Annotated in this window: 12 protein-coding genes and 1 riboswitch; of the genes, 1 reads left to right on the top strand and 11 read right to left on the bottom strand. The window is 50.6% G+C overall.

Translation table 11 applies throughout. From position 1 onward, the window contains the following. Positions 1–48 precede the first annotated feature (48 nt). From AXE77_RS06910 to AXE77_RS02665, 10 genes are all read right to left on the bottom strand, one after another. Positions 49–933, bottom strand: coding sequence for a DUF6574 domain-containing protein (locus AXE77_RS06910; RefSeq protein WP_276308799.1), 885 nt, complete (start codon positions 931–933; stop codon positions 49–51). 311 nt (positions 934–1,244) lie between these two features. Beyond that, on the bottom strand, positions 1,245–1,898 hold the full coding sequence (locus AXE77_RS02620; protein ID WP_116711973.1) for a peptide deformylase: 654 nt from the start codon (positions 1,896–1,898) through the stop codon (positions 1,245–1,247). Positions 1,899–2,127: 229 nt separating this feature from the next. Then, a complete protein-coding gene (glmM, locus tag AXE77_RS02625; RefSeq protein ID WP_116711974.1) occupies positions 2,128–3,612 on the bottom strand; it encodes a phosphoglucosamine mutase in 1,485 nt (494 codons plus the stop codon). A gap of 1,068 nt (positions 3,613–4,680) precedes the next feature. Beyond that, positions 4,681–7,302, bottom strand: coding sequence for an aminopeptidase N (pepN, locus tag AXE77_RS02635; protein ID WP_116711976.1), 2,622 nt, complete (start codon positions 7,300–7,302; stop codon positions 4,681–4,683). An 84-nt stretch (positions 7,303–7,386) separates the two neighbouring features. After that, the gene (locus tag AXE77_RS02640) at positions 7,387–9,183 is read right to left on the bottom strand and encodes a ribonuclease J (RefSeq protein ID WP_116712071.1); all 1,797 of its coding nucleotides are present in this window, start codon (positions 9,181–9,183) and stop codon (positions 7,387–7,389) included. Between the two features lie 197 nt (positions 9,184–9,380). After that, positions 9,381–10,772, bottom strand: a complete 1,392-nt coding sequence (locus AXE77_RS02645) for an MFS transporter (RefSeq protein WP_116711977.1) — start codon at positions 10,770–10,772, stop codon at positions 9,381–9,383. A 116-nt stretch (positions 10,773–10,888) separates the two neighbouring features. Beyond that, on the bottom strand, positions 10,889–11,584 hold the full coding sequence (locus AXE77_RS02650) for a GNAT family N-acetyltransferase (protein WP_116711978.1): 696 nt from the start codon (positions 11,582–11,584) through the stop codon (positions 10,889–10,891). Between the two features lie 315 nt (positions 11,585–11,899). After that, on the bottom strand, positions 11,900–16,441 hold the full coding sequence (locus AXE77_RS02655) for an ATP-dependent DNA helicase (protein ID WP_116711979.1): 4,542 nt from the start codon (positions 16,439–16,441) through the stop codon (positions 11,900–11,902). Beyond that, positions 16,438–21,231, bottom strand: a complete 4,794-nt coding sequence (locus AXE77_RS02660) for a PD-(D/E)XK nuclease family protein (RefSeq protein WP_116711980.1) — start codon at positions 21,229–21,231, stop codon at positions 16,438–16,440. Before AXE77_RS02660 ends, AXE77_RS02655 begins: the two co-directional genes overlap by 4 nt. A 140-nt stretch (positions 21,232–21,371) precedes the next feature. Then, the gene (locus AXE77_RS02665; protein ID WP_116711981.1) at positions 21,372–22,193 is read right to left on the bottom strand and encodes a hypothetical protein; all 822 of its coding nucleotides are present in this window, start codon (positions 22,191–22,193) and stop codon (positions 21,372–21,374) included. 378 nt (positions 22,194–22,571) lie between these two features. Then, positions 22,572–22,681, top strand: a riboswitch (TPP riboswitch). Between AXE77_RS02665 and thiM the strand changes: the two genes are divergently transcribed. Further along, on the top strand, positions 22,671–24,239 hold the full coding sequence (gene thiM / locus AXE77_RS02670) for a hydroxyethylthiazole kinase (RefSeq protein ID WP_116711982.1): 1,569 nt from the start codon (positions 22,671–22,673) through the stop codon (positions 24,237–24,239). (Overlaps the previous riboswitch by 11 nt.) A gap of 319 nt (positions 24,240–24,558) precedes the next feature. Here thiM and AXE77_RS02675 read toward each other — a convergent pair whose 3' ends face one another. After that, complete coding sequence (locus tag AXE77_RS02675; protein WP_116711983.1) at positions 24,559–26,292, bottom strand: bifunctional hydroxymethylpyrimidine kinase/phosphomethylpyrimidine kinase; 1,734 nt, start codon at positions 26,290–26,292, stop codon at positions 24,559–24,561. Positions 26,293–26,406: the final 114 nt, after the last annotated feature.

Here is a 26,406-nt window from a genome sequence, read left to right on the forward strand (position 1 = left end):
GCGAAAGCTTTTATAGAATCACATTTACATCAGATTAGCAAAATCCGTTTAGTGCAATAAAGCTCCGTACATTGCGGAAGAAATAGCACTTGTTACGATACCCATCGTGACGAAGAATACAATAATAAGAATTATCGCAGCCACCAACACATAAATAACCCACAACCATTCGCGATCCATCTTACGCGTGCAATCAGCGTGAGACACGAAGGAGAATGGGAGAAGTAACGTTAAGAAACCTGCAAATATTTGCAAGAACACAGAAGGAGTCGAAAGAGTAAGAATGCCAAGTAATGCTGCACAAATCTGAATTGTTACAATCGGCACCATCTTCTGAGCGAACTGAACATGCAACTGGCTGGCAGACATTGGATCACCAAACATCTTTGCACCAATTAACGCAACAACGAATGTCATGTAAACGCTAATTATTGCTGCGAAGAAAGCTGCAATGAACACGGAAATAGGCACGGAAACTCGTGGAGCAGAAATAGAACGCTCCAACATCGACGAAAGGAAGTTAGCACCAGCATTAGTGAAAGAATTGAAGAAGTTAGCACCAGATTGAACCGTGCAATAAGTTTGGATTGCAGACACAAGCGCGCTGATAACAAACACCAACACGGCATACAAGCTAGAAACGCGATACTTATGAGATGGATGCTTAATAGCGCTAACAAGCCAACGGAAGAAGTGCATTACCTGTTCAGTGTTTATTTGATTTGCTGCTTGCGTAAAGTGAGGAGCGCCTTGAGCTGGCTGCTGCTGCATCGGCTGAGTAGGCTGGGTGTATGCAGGCTGAGGCTGAACAGGCTGAGGCTGAGCATACATTGGCTGAGGCTGAGCAGGCTGAGTGTGCATAGGCTGAGCAGGCTGAGTATAACACTGGCTGAGGCTGAACAGGCTGAGGCTGAACAGGCTGAGGCTGAGCATACATTGGCTGAACAGCTTCAATATTGTTGCCGCAATTCTTGCAGAATTTTGCGATGTCGTTATTTTCCGAATTGCATTGAGAACAAACCTTCATTTGTCTCTCCTTTTCTGTAATGGAACATCCGTGCACTTTTAGCAACTACAGCAAAAAGCACATATGGCTAATTCTATTACTCAAGTTACGACACACAAACGTAAAATCACATTTTTATTAGGCAACAATCGCAAAACAATACCTGGGGGTTGTATTAAATAGATTACAAAACCACAAAATATAGCGTTACTTTATGACGCTACTTTATGACGCTACTTTATATAGCAAATCCGAGAGTTCGGGCAGCGGCAACAGGGACGGCTTCGTCTGCCCAGTAATCCTCAAGATTCTCATCGGTAGCAAGCGAACGCATTTCAGCACGATCAATATACAGCTCACCGCGAAGATGATCAGTTTCATGCTGGAAAATACGCGCAGGCCAGCCGTGCAAATGCTCAGAATGTTGCTTACCGTCTTCATCCTGCCAAGTGGCCTGCACATCAAGCCAACGCTGGCGCACCGCTTGATAACCAGAAACACTTAAGCAACCTTCGTAAAAACTGCGCGTTTGCGTACCAATCGGCTCGTAGTGCGGGTTAATAATCGCACGGAACGGCAACTCCGCAATATCGCGCGGATCGTCCTCATCGTCACGCACATGATCTTCAATAACCGCAATCGCAAGACCAAGACCAATCTGCGGAGCCGCCAAACCAACTCCTGGAGCTTCCAACATAGTGCTGTGCATCAACGAAATAAGTTTAGTAAGCGTAGCTCGAGTAAGTTGGCCGTCATAAGCAACCGTACGCTGACGCAACACAGGCTCCCCCGCCTGCACAATCGGCAAAATACCGTCTTCAGTAGCGGAATCAAGCAAGCGCTCAACAGCGCGACTGAGTTTCGTATCGACACTTGCGTGATGCGTAAACATAGGACTCCTTTTACCCGGGGGCGTAAATAAAAAACGTACAAAACTGGCGCTTTGCGAACACGTCGCAAACACAGCACTAAAGTGATAAGTATACCAAAATTATTCACGCACTTCCAGAGTTATGCACAACTCTCGCACGAATTACGAGTTTCGTTACGAGTTTCGTTACGAGTTTACGAATTGCGTTACAAATTGCGTTACAACTCTGCAAATTGCGTTACGAATTGCGTTACAGCTTCAAATTATCAACCACAACTTGAGCAAGTCGAGCGCAAACTTCGTCCGCTTGAGCTTGAGTTGCAGCCTCACACATAACGCGCACAAGAGGCTCCGTGCCGCTCGGACGCAACAACACGCGACCCGTATCGCCCAACAAAGCCGACTCCTTCTCCACTGCAGCGAGCACAGCAGGATTCGTCTTAGACGCCATCTTGTCAACATTAGGAACATTCACAAGAGCCTGAGGAAGTTGCGGGAAGTCAGCTGCCATCTGAGAAAGTTTCTTGCCAGCGCGCACAACCTCGCGGCACAAAGTCAACGCTGTAAGCGTACCGTCACCGGTCGTAGCAAACTCGCGATTAATTACGTGGCCTGACTGCTCACCGCCAAGAGAATAATCATGCTTAAGCATTTCTTCCAAAACGTAACGATCGCCAACATTTGTTTGCACAGTCGCAATTCCCATATCTTTAAGCGCAAGCTTTAAGCCAAGATTGCTCATTACGGTAACCACAAGCGTATCGTGATTCAGCTTACCTTCGGCTTGCTTTGCGCGCGCAAGAATACCCATAATCTGATCGCCATTAACCATAGTGCCGTTTTCGTCCACGGCTAAGCAGCGATCCGCATCACCGTCAAAAGCAACTCCCAAATCAGCCTTCGACGCCTTCACCATAGCTTGCAACTGCTCGGGATGAGTGGAACCAGCATGATCGTTAATATTGTATCCGTCTGGAGATGCGTTAATAACAATTACCTCCGCACCCGCGCGACGAAGCGCTTCTGGAGCTACCACAGAAGTGGCGCCATTAGCGCAGTCTGCCACTACACGCAAGCCAGCAAGAGGCTTTGGACGAGTAACACAATCCTTTCCCAACGGGGCAACCGCAGAAACAAGGTGATCAATATACAGATTTGTTGCGGTAGTAGTGTCGTGACTTACGCGACCCACACCGGCACCTGTCGGACGATCCCACTGCTGGCCGAGCACTGCCTCAATCTCATCTTCCTTACTATCCGGAAGCTTAAAACCGCCGCGAGCGAAGAATTTAATGCCGTTATCTGGCATAGGATTATGCGAGGCGGAAATTACGGCACCCATTTCTACGTTGAGTACGGAAGTTAAGAAGGCGACACCAGGAGTTGGGATAATACCTGCGTCGATTACGTCAAAGCCGCCGGCGCTCATACCCGCGGCGAGTGCGGAGGCAAGGAAGTCTCCAGAAACGCGAGTATCGCGGCCGATAAGGGCACGACGACGAGAGTGGGCGTGAGAAGTTGCGGAAGTTGCTGAGGCTTCGGAAGTTGCGGAAGTTGCGGAAGTTGCTGTAACTTCTGTAACGCTATTTTCTGCACAAAAGTCGGAAGCGGCAGATGCGGGAGCTGTATCTCCCAACACACGCACCGCAGCATCCCCCAAATCTAACGCAAGCTGCGCTGTTAAATCGCGATTTGCCAACCCACGCACACCGTCTGTACCAAACATTCTCGGCATAATAAAGCCTCTTTCGCAAAATCACTTCAATTGCGCGCGCATAAACTACATTGCATACTAGCGCGTCACACACTATTCGCAATTCTACTCACTGTTTCACATAACGCGCTATAAAAAATTTCTCCGCACATGGTTGTGATACAAAAGCCGGAGAATTCCCCGGCAAATGTTCCAGAAGCTTTACAGTTGTGCTTCTGCGTGACAGTTTCTTTACAAGCGTGTATAGAAAATGTCGGAATTAAGCCAAAAAACGACAGTGACTTTACAGCAGCGTAAAGAAAATGTCGGAATCTCGCTAAAAAGCGACAGTGACTTTACAACGTTGTAAAGAAACTAACGAAATCACGCCAAAAAACGACAGTGACTTTACAACGTTGTAAAGAAACTAACGCGCGCAATGCTACGCTCAAGCAGGTCGTCGCGCAAACCCCGGAAATTCTCCGGCAAATGTTCATGAAGCTTTGCAGTAATGCTGCTGCACACGTTGAGTACTGTTGCCTAGAATCCACTAGCATCAGTGCTGCTGCACACGTCATGCCAAGAATAATCTCCCAACCACCAAACCACCCGAAGCTTAGTTGCGCGACTTTAGTTGCACTTAGTAAACCACGCACTTTCGCAACTTTCTGCACGAGTCTATGAGTTTTGTATTAAAGATTATTAACTCAGAGTCTAAAGAAATTTCGAGCAGAGTGCTAAAAGAGGACTGAGGAAGCAACGTTCATAGAGAACGAAGCAGACAGTAAATCTTTTAACAGCTAGAGCGACGAAGGACTGGGCGCGACGACCTGCCGAAGCGCTTAAAGCGTAGCGCGCGAAGGCAATTCGGAGCGTGAGCTTGCTCAGGGTTGAAAGCACCGGTGTGCTTTCAACGCAAGCTCAGCAGCGAGTACACGCAAAGTGTACGAGCGCTATAAGCGCAAACACAAATTTTCCAGCCTCGTAAAAACCAAAAAACTAAATCAGTTACAAAACTCATAGACGATACGCAAGGATAACGAAAATAAACTCGCGCCGCATTAAGCAAGAACTTATCTGCTCAATGCAGCGCGAAAGCAGGACATCGCACTAGCGCAAGGAAGCGTTGTAATGCTGAACCTTAAGCGCGCGACGCGAGGAATCCAAATTGCCGAGCACCATGCGACGCAAAGCTTGATCCGCATCCTTATGCTCATCAAGCCACTTCTCACCGCTCGCAACCAACTCGTCCACATCCGCATAAGTTGGATACAAGCCCTCAATCAAAGCCTCAGCCATGTGGAAGGTGCGGTTCTTCCAAATCCACTCAACTTCAGCAAAGTAGCGCTCAACGTAAGGCTTAACCAAATCGCCCTTAGCCGTGCTTGTGAAGCCGGCAACCACAGCGCCCATCTGCATATTCGTCAAATCGAGATTGCGCAAAGCCTGTTCGAAAGCCCAATCCTTAGCTTCTGCCGTTGCGCGCGCTGCACGAGCTTGGTAAGCGTATTCGCGATTTTCAGTAGTGTCGCGCTTGGCGAGTTCCGCGTCAATTCCGGCTTCGTCCAAATCGTTCACTCTAGCGAGCGCAATCAAAATGCTCCAACGCAAGTCGTTGTCGATTTCCAAGCCTTCCAGATTCACGGAACCGTCGAGCAAACCGCGGGCGACGCGCACAAACTCAGCATCTCCCACTTCGCCGTAGCCAAGATAAGCCTTAAGCAGCTGGAACTGCTCGTCGGAGCCGGCCGAAGCCACCAAAGCGAGCTGCCACAATTCGTGAGCCACATGCTTTGCAACTTCTGCTTGACGCGATGGAACTACGTAATGGCTTGCGGTTACCTTAACCTGGCCGAGTGCGTAACGGAAAGTCGTGGATTCGCGCTCAGTTGCCAATGCCTTGAGGCTCAGCTCAATAAAGCGCTCTGCTGGGAATTCGGCGTCGCGAGTCATATCCCACAACGCGAGCCAAATAAGCGAGCGCGTCAAAGAGTCCTTGAAACGGTACAGGTTTTCGGCAGCAAATTCAAGCGACTTTTCGTCGAAACGTAGCTTTGTGTAGGTTAAATCGTCGTCGTTTACGAGGATTAACGCAGGCCTGCGCAGGCCGCGAGCTTCCGTAACTTCCGTTACTTCGCCGTCGACGTCGAGTTCGATTCGCTTCGTGCGCTTGATTTCGCCAGTTGCTTCGTCCAAATCGTAGAAGCCGACAGCCAATCGGTGAGCGCGCAAAACAGGATGCTCAGCCGGCGCGCTTTGACGCAAACGCAAGGAAGCAATCGTGCCAGTTCCGTCGCCAGCTTCTTCGACTTCCGTAGAAATCGTGTTAATTCCAGCTTTTTCAAGCCATTGCGCACTCCACGCCTTCAAATCGCGACCGCTGGTAAGCTCTAATTCCTGCAGCAAATCTGCCAAAGTTGCGTTGCTGTAAGCGTGCTTGCTCAAATAATTGTGGATTCCTTCAAAGAATTGTTCGCGACCAACGTAAGCTACGAGCTGCTTCAAAACGGAAGCGCCCTTTGCGTAGGTGATGCCGTCGAAGTTGACGGAAGTGTCGTTCAAATCGTTGATTGGAGCCACGATTGGGTGCGTTGTTGGGAGCTGATCTTGGTTGAGTGCCCAACTTTTTTCACCGGAGTTGAAAGTGCTCCAGGCGTCATGCCATTCGGTTGCTTCAGCGGTGGCAAGAGTGGAGGTGAATTCTGCGAAGGATTCGTTAAGCCACAAGTCGTTCCACCACTTCATGGTTACGTAGTCGCCGAACCACATGTGTGCAAGCTCGTGCAAAACTGTCACAACGCGACGCTCAGCGTAGGCGTCCGTAACTTTGGATTCGAACACGTACTGGTCGCGAATCGTAACCATACCAATGTTTTCCATAGCGCCAGCGTTGTATTCTGGCACGTAAATCTGATCGTACTTTGCGTACGGGTATGGCACTCCCCAAGTCTTAGCGTAGAAAGCAAAACCTTTCTTCGTAATGTCGAATAAGTAGTCAACGTCTTTTGCGAACGCGTCTTTAAGTGCTTGACGGCAGTACATTGCCATTGGCACTACGCGACCGTCTTCGTTTTGGTATTCCGTGTGCCACCCAGCGTAAGGACCTGCGCAAATTGCGGTTAAGTAGGAGCTCATTTTTGGAGTTGGCTCGAATACCCAGCGCTTCATGCCTTCAACAGCGCCGTTTTCTAAAGTGCCAGCTTCGGTTTCGCGGCCTTCCAGCGCGGTTTCGCTAGCTACCGGCATGTTGGAAGTGACAATCCAGCTTTCTGGAGCGTCTACCGTAAAGTCGAAAACAGCCTTCAAATCTGGCTGATCAAATACGGCGTACACGCGGCGAGCGTCCGGCACTTCGAACTGCGTGTAAAGGTACACGTTTCCGTCGGAAGGGTCGACGCTTCTGTGCAAGCCCTCGCCCGTGTTGGAATACTGGCAGTTTGCCACCACTTCTACGGTATTGTGCTCAAGCAAATTCGCGAGTTCAATTCGGCTGTCTGCAAAAACTTTCGTAACGTCAAGAGCGGTGCCGTTGAGCACTACGGATTCCACGCCGTTTGCAATCAAATCGAGGAAGCTTGTTTCCCCAGCCTTAGCGTCGAACTCAATCTTCGTGCGCGAAGTAAAATCGCGGCCACCCTTACCTAAATCGAGCGACACATTGTAATGAATTGGCATTTGGATTGCGTCGAAACGTTCCGCAGCTTCTACTCGAGTAAGATTTGCTCCTGGCATATATACCTTCCTTATATTTTTCTTATTTTTTGATTATATTTACGATTATTTTCGCTTATTTACGAATGCTCGCAAATATTTTGGTTACTTTTGCGTATTTTCCGAAATATCCGCAACCACCGGCACAATCATCGGCTTCCTGCGCAACGCGCGCGCAATCCAGCTTCCCAAAGTGCGTCGCATCACCTGCTGCAGCTTGTATGTGTCACGCTCACCGTGCATCATCGCATCCTGCAACTGCTCAACAATCTGGTGACGAACTTTCTCAAAATCAGCTTCGTCTTCGGCAACCGCGTTCAAGAAGATCTTCGGCCCCGAAACCACGTCCGCATGCTCAGTATCAACTACTACAAAGCTGGAAACGAAACCTTCCGTGCCCAAAATCCTGCGCTTTTCAAGCTCCTCATCCGTAAGCTCACCCACGGAATCGCCGTCGACGTACACGTAACCGCAAGGCACCGAGCCTACAACCGCAGCGTTCCCGTGATACAAATCAACCACATCGCCATCTTCTGCCAAAACAACGTTTTGCGGATCAACGCCAGTTTTTACTGCAATTAATCCGTTCGCAACTAGGTGACGATGCTCGCCGTGAATTGGCATAGCGCACTTTGGTTTCACAATGTTATACAAGTACAGCAACTCACCTTCGTTGCAGTGTCCGGAAACGTGAATTGCGGCGTTATCTTTGTTGATTACGCGCGCGCCGAGCTGCACGAGCTTATTAATAACTTTGTAAACTTCGTGTTCGTTGCCAGGAATCAGCGAGCTTGCGAGAATAACAGTGTCGTATTCGTTAACGGTAATATCCCTGTGGCTGCCGTCCGCAATACGCCCGAGCGCCGCCATTGGCTCACCTTGGGAACCCGTGCACATATACACGAGCTTGTCGTCCTGAATATCCTTGGCTTGCTTTAAGTCCACAACCGTATTTTCAGGAATATGCAAGTAGCCGAGATCCGCAGCAATCGACATATTGCGCACCATCGAACGGCCGACGAACACAACTTTGCGACCAAACTTATGCGCTGCGTCGACCACTTGCTGCACGCGATGCACGTGGCTAGAGAAGCTGGCAACAATAATTTTGCGCGTAGCTTCAGAAAAAGCGCGATCCAAAGCTGGACCAATCGACGTTTCTGGCTTTACGAATCCCGGAACTTCCGCATTCGTGGAATCCGCCATAAGCAAGTCGATTCCCTGCTCACCCAAGCGTCCAAATTCCACCAAATCCGTGATGCGATGGTCGAGCGGCAGCTGGTCGAGCTTAATATCGCCCGTATCAATCAGCGTTCCGGCTGGAGTTTTTACGCAAACTGCGAGCGCGTCCGGAATGGAGTGCGTCACCGTAATAAATTCGAGATTAAACGGGCCGACTTTCATCTTGTCGCGACCCTCAACGCGAATAAGTTTCGGATCGATATGATGTTCTTTGCACTTTGCTTCCACGAACGCGAGCGTAAGTTTGGAGCCAATCAGCGGAATATCCGGACGCATCTTGAGAAGGTATGGCACGCCGCCAATATGGTCTTCATGACCGTGCGTAAGTACCAAAGCTTCAACTTTGTCAAGGCGATCTTGAATATAGTGAAAGTCCGGCAAAATCAGGTCGACGCCCGGCTGTTCTTCTTCTGGGAACAGTACGCCGCAATCGACGAGCAAAATGTGGCCGTTGTATTCGATTACGTTCATATTGCGGCCAATTTCGCCTAATCCGCCGAGCGGCACAATGCGCATGGAACCTTTGCGATATTTTGGCGGCGCGATAAGTGCACCTTCGCGCTGATCGTTGACTACTGGTGGGAGTACTTTGCCGCTACGATGCGCGGAATTACCCTTCTCTTTGCGAGTTTCTGTATTTTTTCTTAATTCAGTTGACATATTCATCTCACTACATCTTGCGCAATTGCGCACTGCTTTCTAGTGTACCGTTAGGACTCAACTCGTTAGTTTCTATACACGCCTGTAAAGTAACTGTCGCTTTTTGGCGAGATTCCGACATTTTCTGTACACAGCTGTAACGAAACTGTCACTTTTTGGCGAGATTCCGTTAGTTTCTTTACATAGACGTAAAGGAACTATCGCTTTTTAAGCACCATCACGATGAACCAGCCGAGCGTCGCAATCGGGATTGCGGTAAGCGTCGACATCCACGGCACCATCATGCCAGCGTGAGCACTCCACGCATCAATTGCCGCACCCGCTGCCATCGACCCAAGCGAGCAGCCTACAGCCGAAGCGGTTGGCAACCAGGAAAGGCCTTCCGTAAGCGATTCTTCCGGCACTGTCGCTTTCACAATAAGATTTCCAGTTGCGAAAATTGGCGAAACGCAAAGTCCAGAAAGCACTTCAAACACGCTCATAAGCATAAGTCGGTCAAGATTGAGATTCATAAGAACGTAGCCGACGGTGAGCAGCGTCAAGAACACAATAAGATGCGACCAGTTAGATCCGCGGAACTTATGCGAACCGAAGATTATTGCGCCCACTAGCGATCCGCAAGCAAAAAGCGCGAGCTGCATACCGATAAAATGTTCAAGTCCTTGCGCTTTCATAGCGGCCGTCACCGACACGTCAAACGCACTAAAGCTCATATTAAACACCACAAACATGAGCACGAGCGGAATAATTCCGCGGTAAAGCAGCACGTTTTTGCCGCGCTTTTTTGCGTGATGATTGTGCAGTTGCTTAAGACTAAATTTGTCGATAAACGAGCGTGCAAAATCTTTCTTTTGAGATTCGGTTTCGGCTTCTAAAATTTCGTTTTCTTTTTGAGATGCGATTAATACGTCGACGTCACCAGCTGCGGCCGTCGGCACTTCCACGACTTTCAACACTGCAGGCTGGGTGTTGCGCAGTGAGAAGAACCATGCTCCACCCAATCCGCTTGCAAGAACTGGCACAAACAATTGCGAAACTGGGTGCACAGAAGTTGCCAACCACGCAGCCAAAATTGGCCCTAAAATAAACACAATCTCGTCGATGCCAGATTCCAACGCATAGGCGACGTTGAGTAGCGAATCGTCACTTTCCGATCGCAAACTGTACGCCCAGCGGGTTCTAACGAGCGCGCCGAACGCAAACTGCGTCACACCCATCACAATTGCGAGCACAAATAGCAACGCAAGCGGCACTCTGAACAAAGCTGCAAACGCAAACGAAATCATCGCAACTACTTGTGCAGTTAGCGCAATCACACCTACTTTTCGCTGCCCAAAACGGTCAAAAAGCTTAGCATATACTGGAGTTACTGCAGCTTGCGCAAGCACGTAGGAAGCAGACATTGCGCCCGCAATCGTCCAATTGTTATACAAATGGTTCAGTGCGAGCACGATACCCAGCGCAATCATTGACATAGGTAAGCGCGCTATTGCCCCAGCCACGCAAAACGATTTAGCCCCGTTTAATGAAAACAGTCGCTTATATTGCGAAATTGCGGATGTTTTTGTTGTTGCCGTTTGAGACGACATATATTTTGTTACTCCTTTTGAAAACTGTACCCAACTGTACCCAACTCTTATCTAATTAACGCACACAAATAAACGCGCGCTTTTCATAAACGAACGCCAGCAAACAAACGCCCGCACTAGCGCGTCTGAGAGCGCGCATGCTCCATCTTCCAACGCTCCGAACGCACGCGCGGCTCCCCCGAATAAATGTACAAGTCGTCCACCAAAGACTTCATGTGCTGAGCCTCATACGGATGATCCGCACGCTTCCACGAAGCATCTTTACGCAATCCGTGATAATCGTAGAAGCTCACGTCACAAGCCGAATCGGTGTGCAAATAGTAGCGATTTACGCCGTTATTGCGCAGCATGCGCATAGTGCGCTTCCACAAACCGCCGCCAACGCCGTGTCCGCGAGCATCCGGCGAAACTAAGAACAATTCCAGCTCGGCTTGCGTCAAATTATTTATATGCGATTTCGCTTCAAGTTTTGTTTCCAAAGCGCGCATTCCGTAGGCTTCTTCCAAAGCGTTATCATACTTCGCGTCGTTTTTTTCTTTCATATTCGCTTCTTGCGCACGAAGCATTCCCTTTACTTCTGGGAATAAAACCGGCTCTCCGAAAACGCGCGCCAAAAGCAGTCCCATAAATTTTCCGTCGACTTCTGCAAGAGTGCCGTGCGTAGATGGTTCTAAATAATGCAGCACGCAACGGCGGGAAAGACTTAGCGACGCATCTTTCCCAACTTCCGTAGCGATACCCCAGGTACGTTCGTATTCTTGTACGATAGCGTCAATATCACTGAGTTGTACAGGACGAAATTCCACGTTCATGACTGTTCCTTACTTCATACTCCATATATGTTGCACCGCATGCGTTACGCAACATGCGCTAAACCATATGCGTTACGCAACATGCGCTATACCGCGGCAAAACTGAACCCAGGCATAGCGAGCTAAAAAGTAAAGCTCACATGCAGCAAAATTTGCCTTGATTTAGCAGTGTAACAACGTTTCATCGATGTTGTGCGTATGCCCGCCCACACGCACTGCACGAGGAATCTGCACGTTATCGAGGTGATGCACGATGCGTTTCAATCGTGGCGCTCTACTAAGCCGCTCGCAGCACTAGAACGTGCCATACGAGGCTTATGCGTCATCATCATCGAGGAATGTCAACGTGTCAGAGTGTAACTCGGCAAGGATTTCATCTTTTGTTTTTGGCTCGGCATGAATCTCTCGTTGAGATTCACCCGCCTCATTCACATAATAAAGGGTGGCGTCGATAGCGTCGAGCGGCGCCTGCGTCATTAGGGACAGCAGCAGTCGATACCAGTCGAGTTGGCCGAGTTTAAGAGCAATATCGCGTGGGCTTGTTGGCTTGTGTCCGGTTTTCCAGTCGACTACGGTGTATAGTTTGCTGCTGTCGTGTGGGTTAAGTCCTCCTGCGAAAATGGCGTCGAGTTTGCCATTGATTATTTGCTCGCCTAATTCTGGTATGTGCGCGACTATCGGTTGTTCGGCCGCGAGTGGCGTGCGATGCGCCCATGACGACGTTGCTAAACGCTGTTTCCATATTAGTAATTTGCGTTCAGCTGCTAGCGCACTGTGCGAAATATTGTTATTCTTTTCGTTATTTTCTATATTTTCTTCGGTTTTTTTGAGTTGTTCAACTAAATTTTTTTGCGCAAAAGTAAGTTCTGAAGATTCCGCAACTTCCGCAGATTCCGCAACTTCCGCATATTCCGCACTTTGTTTCACAATAAGCGGCCACAATTCGTAAGACGCACTGTCACTATTATCACTGCTTAAATCAAGTGAACTACTATCAAACGAACCACTATGCAAGCAGCCGGCTTTCACGAATTGCTCCGCCCACGCATGGAATCTCGTCCCCAGATCTGAAGCCGACGACGCTGGTTGCGGAATTGGACGAATAATTGCCATCCACTCATTGCGTAAACGTTGGCTATTTTTAGCAGCGTTATTAGCAACGTTATTAGCAGCGTTATTAGCAGCAGCATCGTTAGCCATAACCGTTCTCCGTTGCACGGTAGTGACGTTAATGTTGCCGGATTGAGAAAGTTGTGCAGCTCGGTTTTGCAGGGCGCGAACGTCGTGATACCAATCGACTTGCGGCATTAAATCGCCGTCTTGAATAAGCGCTTGTGCGCGAGCGAGTAACGATTGAGATTGGCTAAATTGTTCCTGGCTAAGCGTATGACGTTGGCTTTCTTTATTTTCGCCCGTACTTTCGATAGTACTTTCTCCCGGAACTTCGCGCTTTTCTTCCACAAGTTGCGCGGACTTGCGTAACACGTTTCGTATAGTTGCGCTCGACGAAGCAGGCCACGATAAGAATTGCTGGGCTTTGTCGCTTGGAAGTAGCGTTGGCTTGCTGAGAATTTCTGCAAGTTGTTGCGAATTCGCGCCAACAACATATCCGACTTCGTTTGACGCGTCCCTAACTTTCGTAACGACTGTACCAAGGTTAGTTTCAGATTCAGTATTGTCAGAAAGATTGTCAGAAAGATTGTCAGAAGGATTGCCAGAAGGATTGTTGCCGTCGGCGGATTGTTGCATAGATTCGTAAACTTCATACCAAAAAACAGAAGGTTTGCTAACTCGAGTACGAGCGCCAGCGGAACCAGCGGAAGTAGCACCTTCTTTCGCATTGTTGTTGCTGCCGTCACCTCCATCAGCAGTCATAGCATTACTCTGGCTGCACGTCAGCAATGTGGCGTATTTCGCGCGCGTTAAGGCCACATACATGAGGTGACGCTCGTCAATATGCAAAGCGCGCCCACGTTCTTCACGCTGAGAAAGCGGCAATGCGCCGGTTTTCATTGCCGCATCATACACCTCTCGCGCCTCATCAGGCACAGCAGCATCTGGCGCTTGCTCGTGATTGTAGAATTTTTCCGCCAACTCAAGCATTGCTGCCATACGCGATCCATAAATTTCTGCATCGATTTGTTCCACTGTTTTTATAGCGGCGAGCGAAACGTGAGGATCCATGCTGATCTGCAAGTTAGCGTCATGAGGGAATCGCGGCAGAATATCCGCGTCTACACGCAAAGGAGTTGGCACTTTCGCCGCAATTTCAAGCGTTGCGTAAGCGCGCTCTTTGTATTGTCCAGTAGGATTAGACGACTGCTCAACTCGTTCCACGCGCAAACCGTCGCCTTGATTGCTTGGGAAGCTTCCTTCATTCAGGCCAACGATTGCCACTGCCGGCCATTCCAAACCTTTAGACTGATGAATGGTGAGAAGCACCACGTCCGCCGGCTCGTCGATTGAGGCGGGAGTGTCATCAATCTTGTCGATGCTAGCAATCCAAGCCATGAATCCACGCAACGTTGGTGCGGTGAAATCACTCATTTCCTGAAGGTACGCGTCAACGAGAGCAATCATAGAGTCGAGCGTGGCATGCATGTCGCTAAGAAGTGTGGTATTGCTAGAGTTTTCGTTCAAAAGAGCGCGCGAAACAGCCACGTCGATGTCAATATTCAGCACTTCGATTGCTGTGCGCATTACGTCGTGTAGGCTGCCGGATTGCGCACGCTCGATAGCGTCGAGTATTGCGCCAGCGCGAAGCACTGCGGCAAATCCACAGCCGGTTAGCGAACTGCGCAGTTGGGAAAGCCGGCCCTGTTGTTCTGGCTGCGCTTGCTGCTCAGGCTGCGCATGCTGCTCTGACTGCTCGCTCCGCCCCACGCGCGCATACTCCCGGTAGGCTTCCAACAGCACGTCTGCCATAAAAACCCCACCGTGTATGCTGTTCGTTTGCGCAGCCTGAGACTGCTGCGCTCGCACCAAACTAGCCCACTTGCTGCGCGGCGCGCTCGCATCCACTAATCCCGCCTGTGCTAGCGCGCGGAACACATACTCCACATTCGCCGCAGTCGCCACACTCGCGAGCGCCGTTAAATCGTCAGTGCTGAGCGCAAAACGAGGAGTTGCCATAAGTCGCATAAGCGCCGCGGTGTTCGTGTGATCCGCCGAAACTGCGAGCGCAGCCAGCACATCTTTGACTTCCGGCTTTTCCAACAGCGCAGAATACCCCACCGTGAGCGTGCGCAATCCGGCCCGCTGCAGTGCTTCTTCGTAGAGTGGAATATTGGTTTTACTGCGGAACAGCACTGCTACACGAGGGCTTGTGACATTCGTATTATCGTTGCTTGAAAGTTGCGTATGAGTTACGTATTGCGCAAAACGCACCACTGCTTCAATTTCTTGATATTGGGTAGGCATATTGACTATGCTCAGCGTCCCGGTTGGTGCCGATTGCAAATATTGCAGATTGTTAACTTCTACTTCCGAAGCAAGCGAGCTGCTGTGCCGTACCGCTGGCACGCGCAAAGCTTTGGTAATAGCGTTTGCCGCTTGCAAAATAAGGCGTGCGTTTCGACGCGTTTGTGTTAGGGAAAATTGACTATCGCTGCCGATATTAAGCGTTTGTTGTAGTTTGCGAAATGCTCCGGAGCTGGCTCCGCGGAAGGAATAGATAGCTTGGAAAGGATCTCCCACGGCAGCAATATGCGTGGCATTAGCAGCATCCCCCGCACCACTGCCTTCGCCGCTACTCTTTTGTTGATGGAAAAGCGCCGCAATAAGCATGGCTTGAGTTGTGGAAGTATCCTGATATTCGTCCAGCAAAACTTGACTATACTGCCTTCGATATTGCGCTGCTATCGAAGGAAAATGCGTTACCAAACAGTAGGCGGCAATCGTAAAATCACTAAATTGTGCCATATTAGCGCGCTGTTTAGCGTCGTCGAAAGCAAGTACCAAATCGAGCAAGGCCGCACGTTTTTGTGCCACTTCATATACATGCTTGCACGATTCGTAACACGTATTTTTTAGCGTAATATTCAAGTATTCTACGTATTCTTTTCCGTAATTTACGCATTTTTCAAAATATTTTTCATCAGATTCGTTTTTTCCGCGACGTAATTTAATAGCACTCGGCTTGGCGGGTACACTTTCGAAAGTTTCAGCCTGCTCAAGCGCTTGGCGAACGTGCTCAATCCACGCAGAATTCCACTGTTGAATCTCGCGAACTGCGGCAGCTACGCTATCTAACGATTCTCCCTTACTATTTACTCCAATCATTGAGCAAGAAATATCGGCCGCAAGCGCTAACACGTCGTCAATAAGCGCGTCAAAACTATACCAAGTAACAACTTCCGGATGTTGCTGCACGTAATCGTTCACCAACGGCTTCATCAGTTCGCGAGCGCCCGCGCTACTCAACGGCTGCGTACGCTGATCAAAACCAACCAGCAACCCGTATTGGCGCACAATCGTCTGGAAGAAAGCGTCGTAAGTCATAACTTCCGGCTTTAAGAAACCGGCGTGCGCAGAAGAAACAACAGAATCAGCGCGCGTATGAACGTGCTGACTGACGGCTTGTGCAACTCGTGCAAGCAGTTCAGCAGCCGCCTTATTGGTAAAAGTAAGGCCCAGAATCGATTCCGGTGCCACACCGCGGTCGATTAGATCAATAACGCGCCGAGTCATGGTGTAAGTTTTTCCCGAACCCGCGCCCGCCACAATAAGCATGTCTTTATTGGACGGCGCTTGAATGGCTGCGGACTGTTCCGCACTATCCGTGTTGGCGCGCAACGTGCGCTTGTTCAACGTATCGCTCGTACCGCTCATATAGCTCGTATCGCTCGTATCGCTCATGATTGACGCACCTCGTAAACGGTATCTAAACGCCCAGCACAAGCCGGGCAGACTTGTTGCGATCTACAATATTGCACATGCTGCGAAGTTGGGTGCGCGACTATGCGCTGCGAACGCACCACTGCAGCAGCGTAGCAAACGCGAGCAATCATATTAAGTGACCATTGTGCCGTCTCGCTTAAGCAACGGAACGACTGCCACGCTTGCTCACTTACTCCTTCTGGACGCTCAGAAAGTAGCTTCTCTCGCTGAGGATTATCGAATAATCGCGACATGGTTTTGAAGCCAACGCGCGACTCAGGCGGGTTGTTATTTAGCATATTTCCAACGAAAAGTGGCGGCTGATATACGTTTTCTGCCACGTTGTGATCCTGCGCAGGCGTATCGTTATACACCACATGGAACAGCATGCTGCGCGCGATTGTTGGCGCGTGAGGGTTAGAAATAAGCGGTTTTTCGTCGGCAAAAACTAGAGCAAGCTGGTAGCATACCAATTGCAAATCGTTAAATACTCCACTAGCAGAAAGTGCTTTGCCGGTTTTGTAGTCGAGCACGCGCATACTTGTGGAACCGTCGGCGTGCGTGCGCGTTTCCATGCGGTCTATGCGGCCGTGAATATGCACTTGTAAATTGTCGCATACGCCATCGGGCCAGCCTCCAACTAAGGCTCCCATAAGCGCAATAACGTCACTTAATTGCATGGTTGGCAAGTTTGCAGCTTGTAAAGTATTGTTCAAAACTGCTGTTATGTCGTCAAAACCGAAGTGAGCGCTTGTTGGCAACTCGCAGTAGGCTTTCTGCAACGTGCCGATACTGTTGCTAATCGTTTTTTTGCTGGCACTGAGCGTTTGCAACATGCCAGAATCCGATTTTTGCGCGTCTAATTGGTACGTTGACTGATCGTAGGCTGTGACTAAATATTGTGCGATTGTGGTGAGCGCGCGCATAATATTCGTTTGTCGTGCGAGCGCACTGTAGCGTTCTCGAGTGTCTCGAATATCCGCAAGTTCCGGAGCAATGCTGGCGTAATAGTCGGCCATATTTTGGGCGATGGCGTTAATACGACGCACTTTAGAAACGTACGGAGAATAGGAAGATTCCGACGTTACGGATGCTTCAGCGCAAGTTTCTTCTACTTTGGTTTCCGGCAGATCGTAATGCTGATTTTCGCTAGCCCACCGTGCCGTTTCGTGAATAAGCGTGCCGACATACGTTGCCACACTTCCTTTTTGCGGGCCTGCGAGTTGACGACTTAATAGTCCGCACACTGGGCAAGCCCACAAACTATCGACTGCAGAAGGTGACAGACTCACCACAGGATGCGACGTACTTTCTTCAGTTTCTATATTTTTCGTATATTTCGTAACTTTTTCAGATTTTTTCGTAACTTTTTCAGATTTTTCCGTACGATTCGTAAACTTTTCTGCATCTTCCGTAATATCGTTCATAAAATCCCATTGCTTTGGGTTCGCACATTCCACACCGTTATCGCTTAACAATTGCAACGCTTGTGCCGCATCCACAACAGCTTCACACGAAGGTGCGTCAGCGCAAGAACGAACACTCTCACAACCAACGGTTTCAACACGATTGCGAGCAATCTCAGCGCGCGCAATCTTTGAACGAGCCGCACAAACCAACCCACGCACATCCATATCAAGACCAGCAAAAGGAAGCGTAAATTCCGTAAAAGGCGTGCGCGAATCTTCATTATTGTAATAACGTTCGGGCAAGTAATAGTACAAAAAATCGCTCGGAACTGCACTGTCACTGTACTGCGCACTTAAGTGCAAACATTCCGTCGCACGCGTAACAGCCAGCAAGAAACTGCGCTGTTCGCCAGCAAACACAGAAGCTTTGTCATTGGCAGCAAGATCAGTGGCGTTAATGCTGCGTTGACGCGAAGCGAGTATTACGTTAGCTAAACTTTCCGCACCAAACATCGTGCTACGTGAAGCGAGATTCGGCCACACGCGCTGCTGTACAGTCGGCATCCACACCAGCGGCCAATGCTTCCCAACAGCACCAGCAGGAGTGGTAAGCGTGACGGCATCCGGGTGAGGAGCCACATGAGCCAACGAATCCGCCTCAATTTCCATACCGCGAACTTGCGCTATAAAATCTGCAATATCGCTAGAACTGCGGGCGTGCGAAGGGGAAGAATCTGCAGAATACTCAGAATCCGAAGAAACGGAATCCGAAGAAACGTAATCCGCAAAATCCGCAGAATCCGCAGAATCATACGCAGAAACGTAATCAAAAAGACGCATCGCAGCATCTAAACGATCGTTGGCACAATACCCCTCTCGGTTATGCTGCAATGCGGTACGCTGCCAACGTTTGTCAACATTGCAAATCTTCCACGCTTCACCAAGCGCATACTTCGCACGTAACAAATCACTGTTCTTGCGCATGCCAGACGCCAACTGCTGCACCCAATCCCACACCTTCGCAAACGCTTGCACATGAGGATTGTGAGGAGCCATAGTCTTAAGCAACGACAGCACTGTTACCTGCGGCAACGTTGAATGTTCACCATCGGACGCTCCGTCGCCATCCGCATATCGTATGGCTTGCACAAAGCACAACATATAGCAAGCGTCCAAAGAAAGAGTATGCAAATCCCCACTATTATCGCCAGCGTTACTAATATTGCCAGCGTTACCAATATTGCTATCTTCAACAAGACGATTGTCAACAAGCACTTGAGAAGTCGCCGACCGCTCGCGCGCAGCAACAAGCAACTTTGCTCGCACATCATCCCACAACTGCATAAGGCTAAGCAAAGGGGAACTTTGGGCGAGCGCATCAGACTCGATCACAGCCGCCAAAGAAGCCAACGAACGCAACAAAGCCTCAACCGTACCCAACTTCGCAGGAATCTCAGCGCCAGCGCTATTAAGCAATCCCATATCCGCGCAATGCACGCTAGCCAACGGACTTTCCATAATCAGATTCACGCGAGAACGCACCCACAAAGCCAAACTAGACAAATTTGCGGAAGTTGCGGAAGTTGCGGAAGTTACGGAACTTTCTGAACGTAGCAAATCGCCCGCATTATTACCAACACTTAAACGCGAAACAATCCCACTCATCCCACGCTGAACAGCATAGGCAAGCTCCATCAACGCAAACAAGCCCTGCACAAAAGGCTCGTCTTTCAAAGGGCGAGTTACCAACGAGTAGCGCACAGGAACGCCATCCTGCCTCAACTGCTCACCAAAAAGACGCACTGTAGCATTGTCGTGCGCAATCAACGCCATATCACTCCACCGACGACGATTCACCATATGCTCACGCTTGATATGCCAAAGTACGGCATCCAATTCCTCGCGCTGCGAACGATATAACGCAGTGCAAACAGTACCATCATCGTCAAGAGTGTTAGAAGATTGTGCCGAATTATTGAGATGTTTCAGCGACACAACCGGAAGTGTGCCGGCAAAAATTGGCGTTTTCCAAGGGCGATTAGGAAGCGCAACATCCGTACTATGCTGCGACGTAAGCGAAAGTGAAACGCGCGCCGAAAGAATATCGCGCATCGTCGGAGCTGAAAGTTGCGAAGACGGCTGAGGGGAAGATTGTTGCGTTGGGAGCAGCTGACTCGTTGTGTTTAGCTGGTTTGTTTGGTTCAGCTGGTTTGTTGTGTTTAGCTGGCCTGACTTATCCAGCTGACTCAACGTATATTCAGCCGCACGCAACGGCCCTTCCACAGCTACAGTAACACTATAATCCGGATACGCTCCCCTAAAAGCCTGCACCGATTCATCCGGATTTGCCAACAGCACCACGCGAGTGCCAAGCGAAACCAACGTTTCCACAAAACTCAAGCCAGCAAGCGTAATATCCTGAAAATCATCAACCACCAAAAGAACCGGCAACTCCGCAGACTGTTGCAAATATTTGGCAGCCTTCACACCCTCAACCAACAGCTGCGAAGTGTCGAGACGAAACGAACCAACATAAGCAGAAGCCAACGCCTCACGATATTGCGTACGAAGCGCAAAAGCAAGCCGCCACTGCGTACGACGACGATCAAGCAACACGCGCACTTGCGGCATAGTCGACGAAGATATAGTTGACTCCACGGAATCCAATGCCGCAAAAACCGCTTGCTCACTAGCCGCGTCGCCAACCCCAAGCTCATCAAGTCGCGCAATCATATCGCGCAACTGGTGCATAAAAGCATTACTGATCTCAAGCTGCGAATTGACGGTTGCGTAAGTCGAAGATACGGAAGTTGCGGAAGCTGCAGAAGCTGCAGAAGTTACGGAAGTTGCGGAAACGTTCGCACCATCTTCGCCACCACACGTCAAAGTACCAACCCACGAAGGCGTGCCAAAATACTCTTGCAACAGCGCACAAACCGCACAATCTCCATTATCCCCACGCTCAACATGCTGCACATGCGAACGCACCACTTTACGAAGCAGCGCATCCTGCTCAGCACCGTTGAGCAGCTTCGGAGCAGGCTTATGCTGCGACTTGCAGTACGCGGAAATAATACGAAACGCTAACGAAGCCAACGTGCCAACCGGACGCGACTGCCGGCTCACACCAAGTTCGCGAATAATACTAGCGTCAATACTCGCAGCAAGCGTACGATTCTGCACAACCATAGCCGTCACGCGCTGAGGCCAGCGGCGACAACCCGCAACAGCCGCGCGCACAGCAAAACTCGTTTTGCCAGTATTAGGAGCGCCATACACCAGCATAGCGCGCGTTTCCTGACCTTGAGCATTGCGCAAAGTGCCATCAAATAACGCTTGAAGCGCAGTATTTTCACACATACGCCCAATTCTAGCAACGAGGCAATAGTGGGAAGGAAGTCGACGCTAATTTCGTAGCGTATTAATTTTGCAACGTATTTCGTAACGTGGGAAACGCTAATTTCGTAACGTGCTAATTTTGCAACGTATTTCGCAACGTGCTAATTTTGCAAAATTGCGCGAGCGCGAGCATCCTTAAGCGCCAAAAACACGCGGCCAACGCCAATAAAAATCAGCGTAAACACAATAAGCAAATACAGCACACCCACGCCGAGCGTCGTGGCATTAAAAGTCTGCGGTGCGAAACCAAACCAGCCAGCAGGAGCACCATAATTAAGGAAATTGTAAGGCGCGCGCATGGTATGCACACCCCAGCGGACGCCAACGCACTCGCTTAACATCACGGCATAAGCAACGTACAGCAGCGGCGGCACGGTCGCAACATACAAATGGGCGCGCGTGGAGCGGAAGCGGTAATCAAACAGCACAAAATCAGCAATCGCAAGAAGTGGGGCGATTGCGTGCACGCAAAGGCTACTGCAGCCGTTATTCATGTACGCGCCCACGAAGCCGAGCTTATTCGTTGGAGCGAGGAAGCAAAGGTACAGCGTAAAGGTGACGGCAATGGCAATAGTCACCATGAATTTGAAAACGTACCAGGCGTTGGATTTTGTATCGAACCAGGCGTCGGAGGCTGGGGATTCTGTTGAGGCGGCGGAGACTGCGGAATCTTGGGCTGCGGAAGTTGCGGAACTGCGGGCGCGCGCAAAAGCGACGGAATCCAACGCAAGCGAGCCAACCATAGCTACGCACACCGCGAGATTGGAAAGGTTAGTGAAATATGTAAGCGACATCCAACCTTCCCAGGAAGCCGCCATGCCATAAACGGACGCGACTATTGCAATTGCGCGGATTGCAGTGCGCGAGGCGTATTCGCGATTGGTGAGTGGGGTTTGTTGCTTTAGCGCGGAATCGTTCGTCATGTTATCTCGCTTTCGTAACTTTAATCACTTATTTTTTACCATACTCATACTTACACATCGGAAAGGGAAAATCTGTAGAAGAAATTGCAAAAATGCGGCGCACTTTTTGTAGATACGTTCAAACGCCGGGAAATCTCCCGCAAATGTTCCAAAAAACCACCAAAACAACAACAAACGCCGGAAAAATACACGGCAAATGTTCCATAATTACGCAAATCCAGCAACATTTGCCGGAGAAATACACGGCAAATGTTCCATAATTACGCAAATCCAGCAACATTTTCCGGAGAAAAAACTCCGGAGAATGTTCCACAAAAGCCAACGCTCGCGCTCTATGCGCTCGCTACTCCACTAAGTAGTATGTGAACGATATAGTCTAACTATGGTTCGGAGTGCGCAATCGCCGCAAAATCGCGGACTGCGCTGAGATTACATCCGCAGAACCTGATCTAGATAGTGCTAGCGAAGGGAAACATTATGACAAAAGATAACGCCCCAGAAACCAATAACTGCAACGAAGCAAACGCAACCAACGCAACCAAAGTCGACACCTGCTTCTCCGCGCGCGCCCACCGCCGCATGTTCCTTGCCGACGTGCGCCAATGCGTCGAACGCGTGCGCGCAACGCAGCCACTCACCCACTGCATCACGAACGTAATCGTGCAAGACATCACCGCCAACGCGCTGCTCGCCGCAGGAGCCTCGCCGATTATGGTCACCGACCCGGAAGAAGCGCGCGAACTCGCCCAAATCGCCACCGGCGTGCTCATCAACGTCGGCACATTCCACCAGCCGGAAACTTCAGAATATATGCGAGCCGCCGTTGAAGGCTGCGAAAAAGCCGATACCCCATGGGTGCTTGACCCGGTTGGCATTGGCGTGCCGGCGCTCGCCCCACGCACGCGCTTTATCCACGAAATCGTTAAGCACCACCCTACTGTAATTCGCGCGAACGCTTCCGAAATCATGGCGCTCGCCGGCAAGGAAAGCAACGGCAAGGGCGTTGATTCACACGATAGCGTGAACGACGCGCTTCAGGCCGCGCGCGAATTGGCTAAAAAGTACGGCTCAGTAGTGGCAGTTTCCGGCGAAAAGGATGCGATTTACGGTCACGGCTGCTTGGCTCGCGTAACAGGCGGCCACGCAGCTATGACTAAAGTTGTTGGAACCGGTTGCGCTTTGGGAGCGTTGGTTGCAGCGTACGTTGGAGCGAACCCGGAGCGCCCGCTCGCCGCAACTGTTGCTGCGCACATGCACGCCGCCGCCGCTGGAACTTGGGCCGCCCGCCAAACCACGGCTCCCGGCACATTCCGCACGTTGTGGATGGACGCGCTTTCAACGCTGAGCGTAGACGACATGCTTGAGCTTACTAATATTGAGTTTACTGTGGAACCTGTGGATTGGACGCTGTACTTGGTTACGGATCCGCGCATGGGAAATCGTCCGGAAGAAGAAGTTGCCGTGGAGTCGATTGAAGGCGGCGTTACGGTTGTGCAGTTGCGCGACAAGTATTCCGACGATGCCGAGATTGCGGCTAAGGCTAAGAAGTTGCGTCACACGTTGATTGATTCCGGCCACGGCGATGTGCCAGTATTTATTGACGATCACGTTGATTGCGCCGCTCGGCTTGGTTTTAACTTGCATATTGGGCAGAAGGATATGCCATTTGTTGAGGCGCGTAAGGCCATGCCGGCTGAGTGGATGGTTGGGCTTTCTTGCGCTCGCCCGGATTTGATGGAGAAAGCGTACCGCGAGTGCAAGGAAAGCGACGTACCTCTGCCGGATGTGATTGGTATTGGTGCCGCTTTTGAAACGCATACGAAAGCGCACGATGTGCCGCCGCTGGGAGTTGAGGGCGTGAATGAGGTTGCGAAAGTTGCGCACACGATGGGCGTAAAAACGTTGGCAATTGGCGGAATTCACGAGAACACAGTGTTTCCTATTAGAGGTCTTGAGATTGACGGCGTGTGCACTGTGTCGGCGCTTATGTGCGCTGAGGATGCGGCGAAAGTTGCGCGCGAGCTTAAGCGCGTGATTACTGAGTAAGGCGCGTGACGACCTGCTTGAGCGCAGCATTGCGCGCGCGAAAGCAACTCGGAGCGGAAACTCGCTTAAGTTGGAAGTCCGGGGGACTTCCAACGCGAGTTTCGTAGCGAGCGCGTCGCAATCCGCGCGAGCGTTTTGGTCAATTTATGGAACATTTGCGGGAGTTTTTTCTCCGGAAAATGTTGCTGAATTTGCGTAATTATGGAACATTTGCGGGAAAAACTCCGGAGAATGTTACAAAAACAGCCAACGCTCGCGCAGCGCTTTGACCGAGCTTGAAATCCCAATGATTTCAAACTCGGTCAAAGCGCTTGGAGCATTAACGCAGAGCGCGATGCGCTTGGTTAAAGAAATCGTACTCGTACACGCACGATGTCATATACGCCTGCGCCGCAAGCACGCGCTGCTTCGGCGACGCCTCCTCAAAAGCCTGCTCTACGCACTCAATTGCCGTACGAACGCACGCGTCGAAACCTTCCGAAGAATACATCTCAATCCACTCATAGTACGGATTTCCTGGCTTAAGCGCCTCAGCGAGCACGTGACCAACTTCCTCATACAGCCAGTAGCACGGAAGCACGCTGGCAACCGCCACCACATAATCCTCGCCCAACGTCGAAGCGAGCAAGTGATTCACGTAAGCCAGCGTCACAGGCGAGCACACCGGGCGCATCGGCTGACCCGTCTTCTTAAACCAGCCGCGATGCAGCTCAGACTCAGCCTCAATGCACTCCGCGGAGCTAGACGACCAGTGCACACGCGCCTTGTCATCATGCGCTTTAGCTCCACAAGCCGCCAAAGCCCTAGAGTAGCGCTTCAAATATTCCGCATCCTGATTCAGATAAAAGTCGAACAAATCCTCGTCAAGAGAACCGTCGCCAAGCGCCTGAACGAACGGCATGCGCACAATATTGTTATCGACGTCGGCACTCGCCTTCCACAACGCCTCAGTCCACGGTCCAGCCGCAGCAATCCACGGCTTACGAGCCTCAGTGCGCGCAGGCGCAACGCAAGTTTGCGGCTTCGTACCGTCCAACTCTCGCACGTCAACCTTCATAAACTCCCAAGGAGTCGCCGAAGAATCAAGCTCCATCCTATACTGACGCGCCGCGTGATTCACCGGCCCATGGCCCTTCCCAACGTGCAAATCTTCACCGTGCGCAATCGCCTCGTTAAGCCAATGCGTGGTCCAAGCCAACGCCTCCGCGACGGTTGCGTGATCCTCAAGCTTTTTACCTTCGCGAAGCGCCAAACCTACGCGAGCTGCCAGCGACGACGACAGCGAGCAACCAGTTCCGTGAGTCGTGGCGGTGTCGACGCGTGGAGAAGGCACGTGAATTTCGGTGCCGTCCGGGAATACCGCCGTGTTTCCAGCGTCCGTACCGGTTAAGTGGCCGCCTTTCACGATTACCACGGTGTTGTTGTCGGCAGCCCAGCTGCGAGCCTGCGCGCACGCTTCAGCAAAGTTGGTGGCCGGCTGCTGCTCGCACAATACGGCAAGTTCGGGAATATTTGGGGTAATAATATCCGCTTTTGCTGCAAATTCGCGCAATGTTTCCTCGGCTGATTGCTCGAGTAGACGGTCGCCAGAGGTGGCTACCATCACCGGGTCGAGCACGATAACCGGCACAGGGTGCGACGCGAGCCAGTCGCGCACGAGTTCGATATATGGTTTGTCGCCGAGCATGCCGAGTTTAACAGCGTCAATTTGTACGTCGTCGAATACGGCTTCGAGTTGGGCGCGTAGGAATGAGGTTGGCGGAGTGTAGACTTCGCGCACGCCGCACGTGTTTTGAGCGACCAGATTGGTGGTTACGCACATGCCGAAGCCGTGGGATGCCATGATTGATTTGAGATCGGCTTGGATGCCGGCGCCGCCAGTTGGGTCCGTGCCGGCAATGGAGAGCACGCGCGGAATGATTGGGTCACCGAGCTGCGGTAACGAGTTTTCTCGTGGGGTTGAGAAAGTTGCGGGTTTAGTTGCGCGTGTAGTTTCGTTTGTATTTGCGTTTGCTACGTTGCTATCAGCGTTTGTTTGTGCAATTGTTGTCATGATGTTTCCCTTCGCTAGCACTATCTAGATCAGGTTCTTGCGGATGTAATCTCAGCGTTTTGCTTGGCGATTATCGCAGCATTGCGCACTCCGAACCATAATTCGACTATATCG

It is taken from the genome of Gardnerella massiliensis, assembly GCF_003408845.1.
GTDB lineage: Bacteria > Actinomycetota > Actinomycetes > Actinomycetales > Bifidobacteriaceae > Bifidobacterium > Bifidobacterium vaginale_H.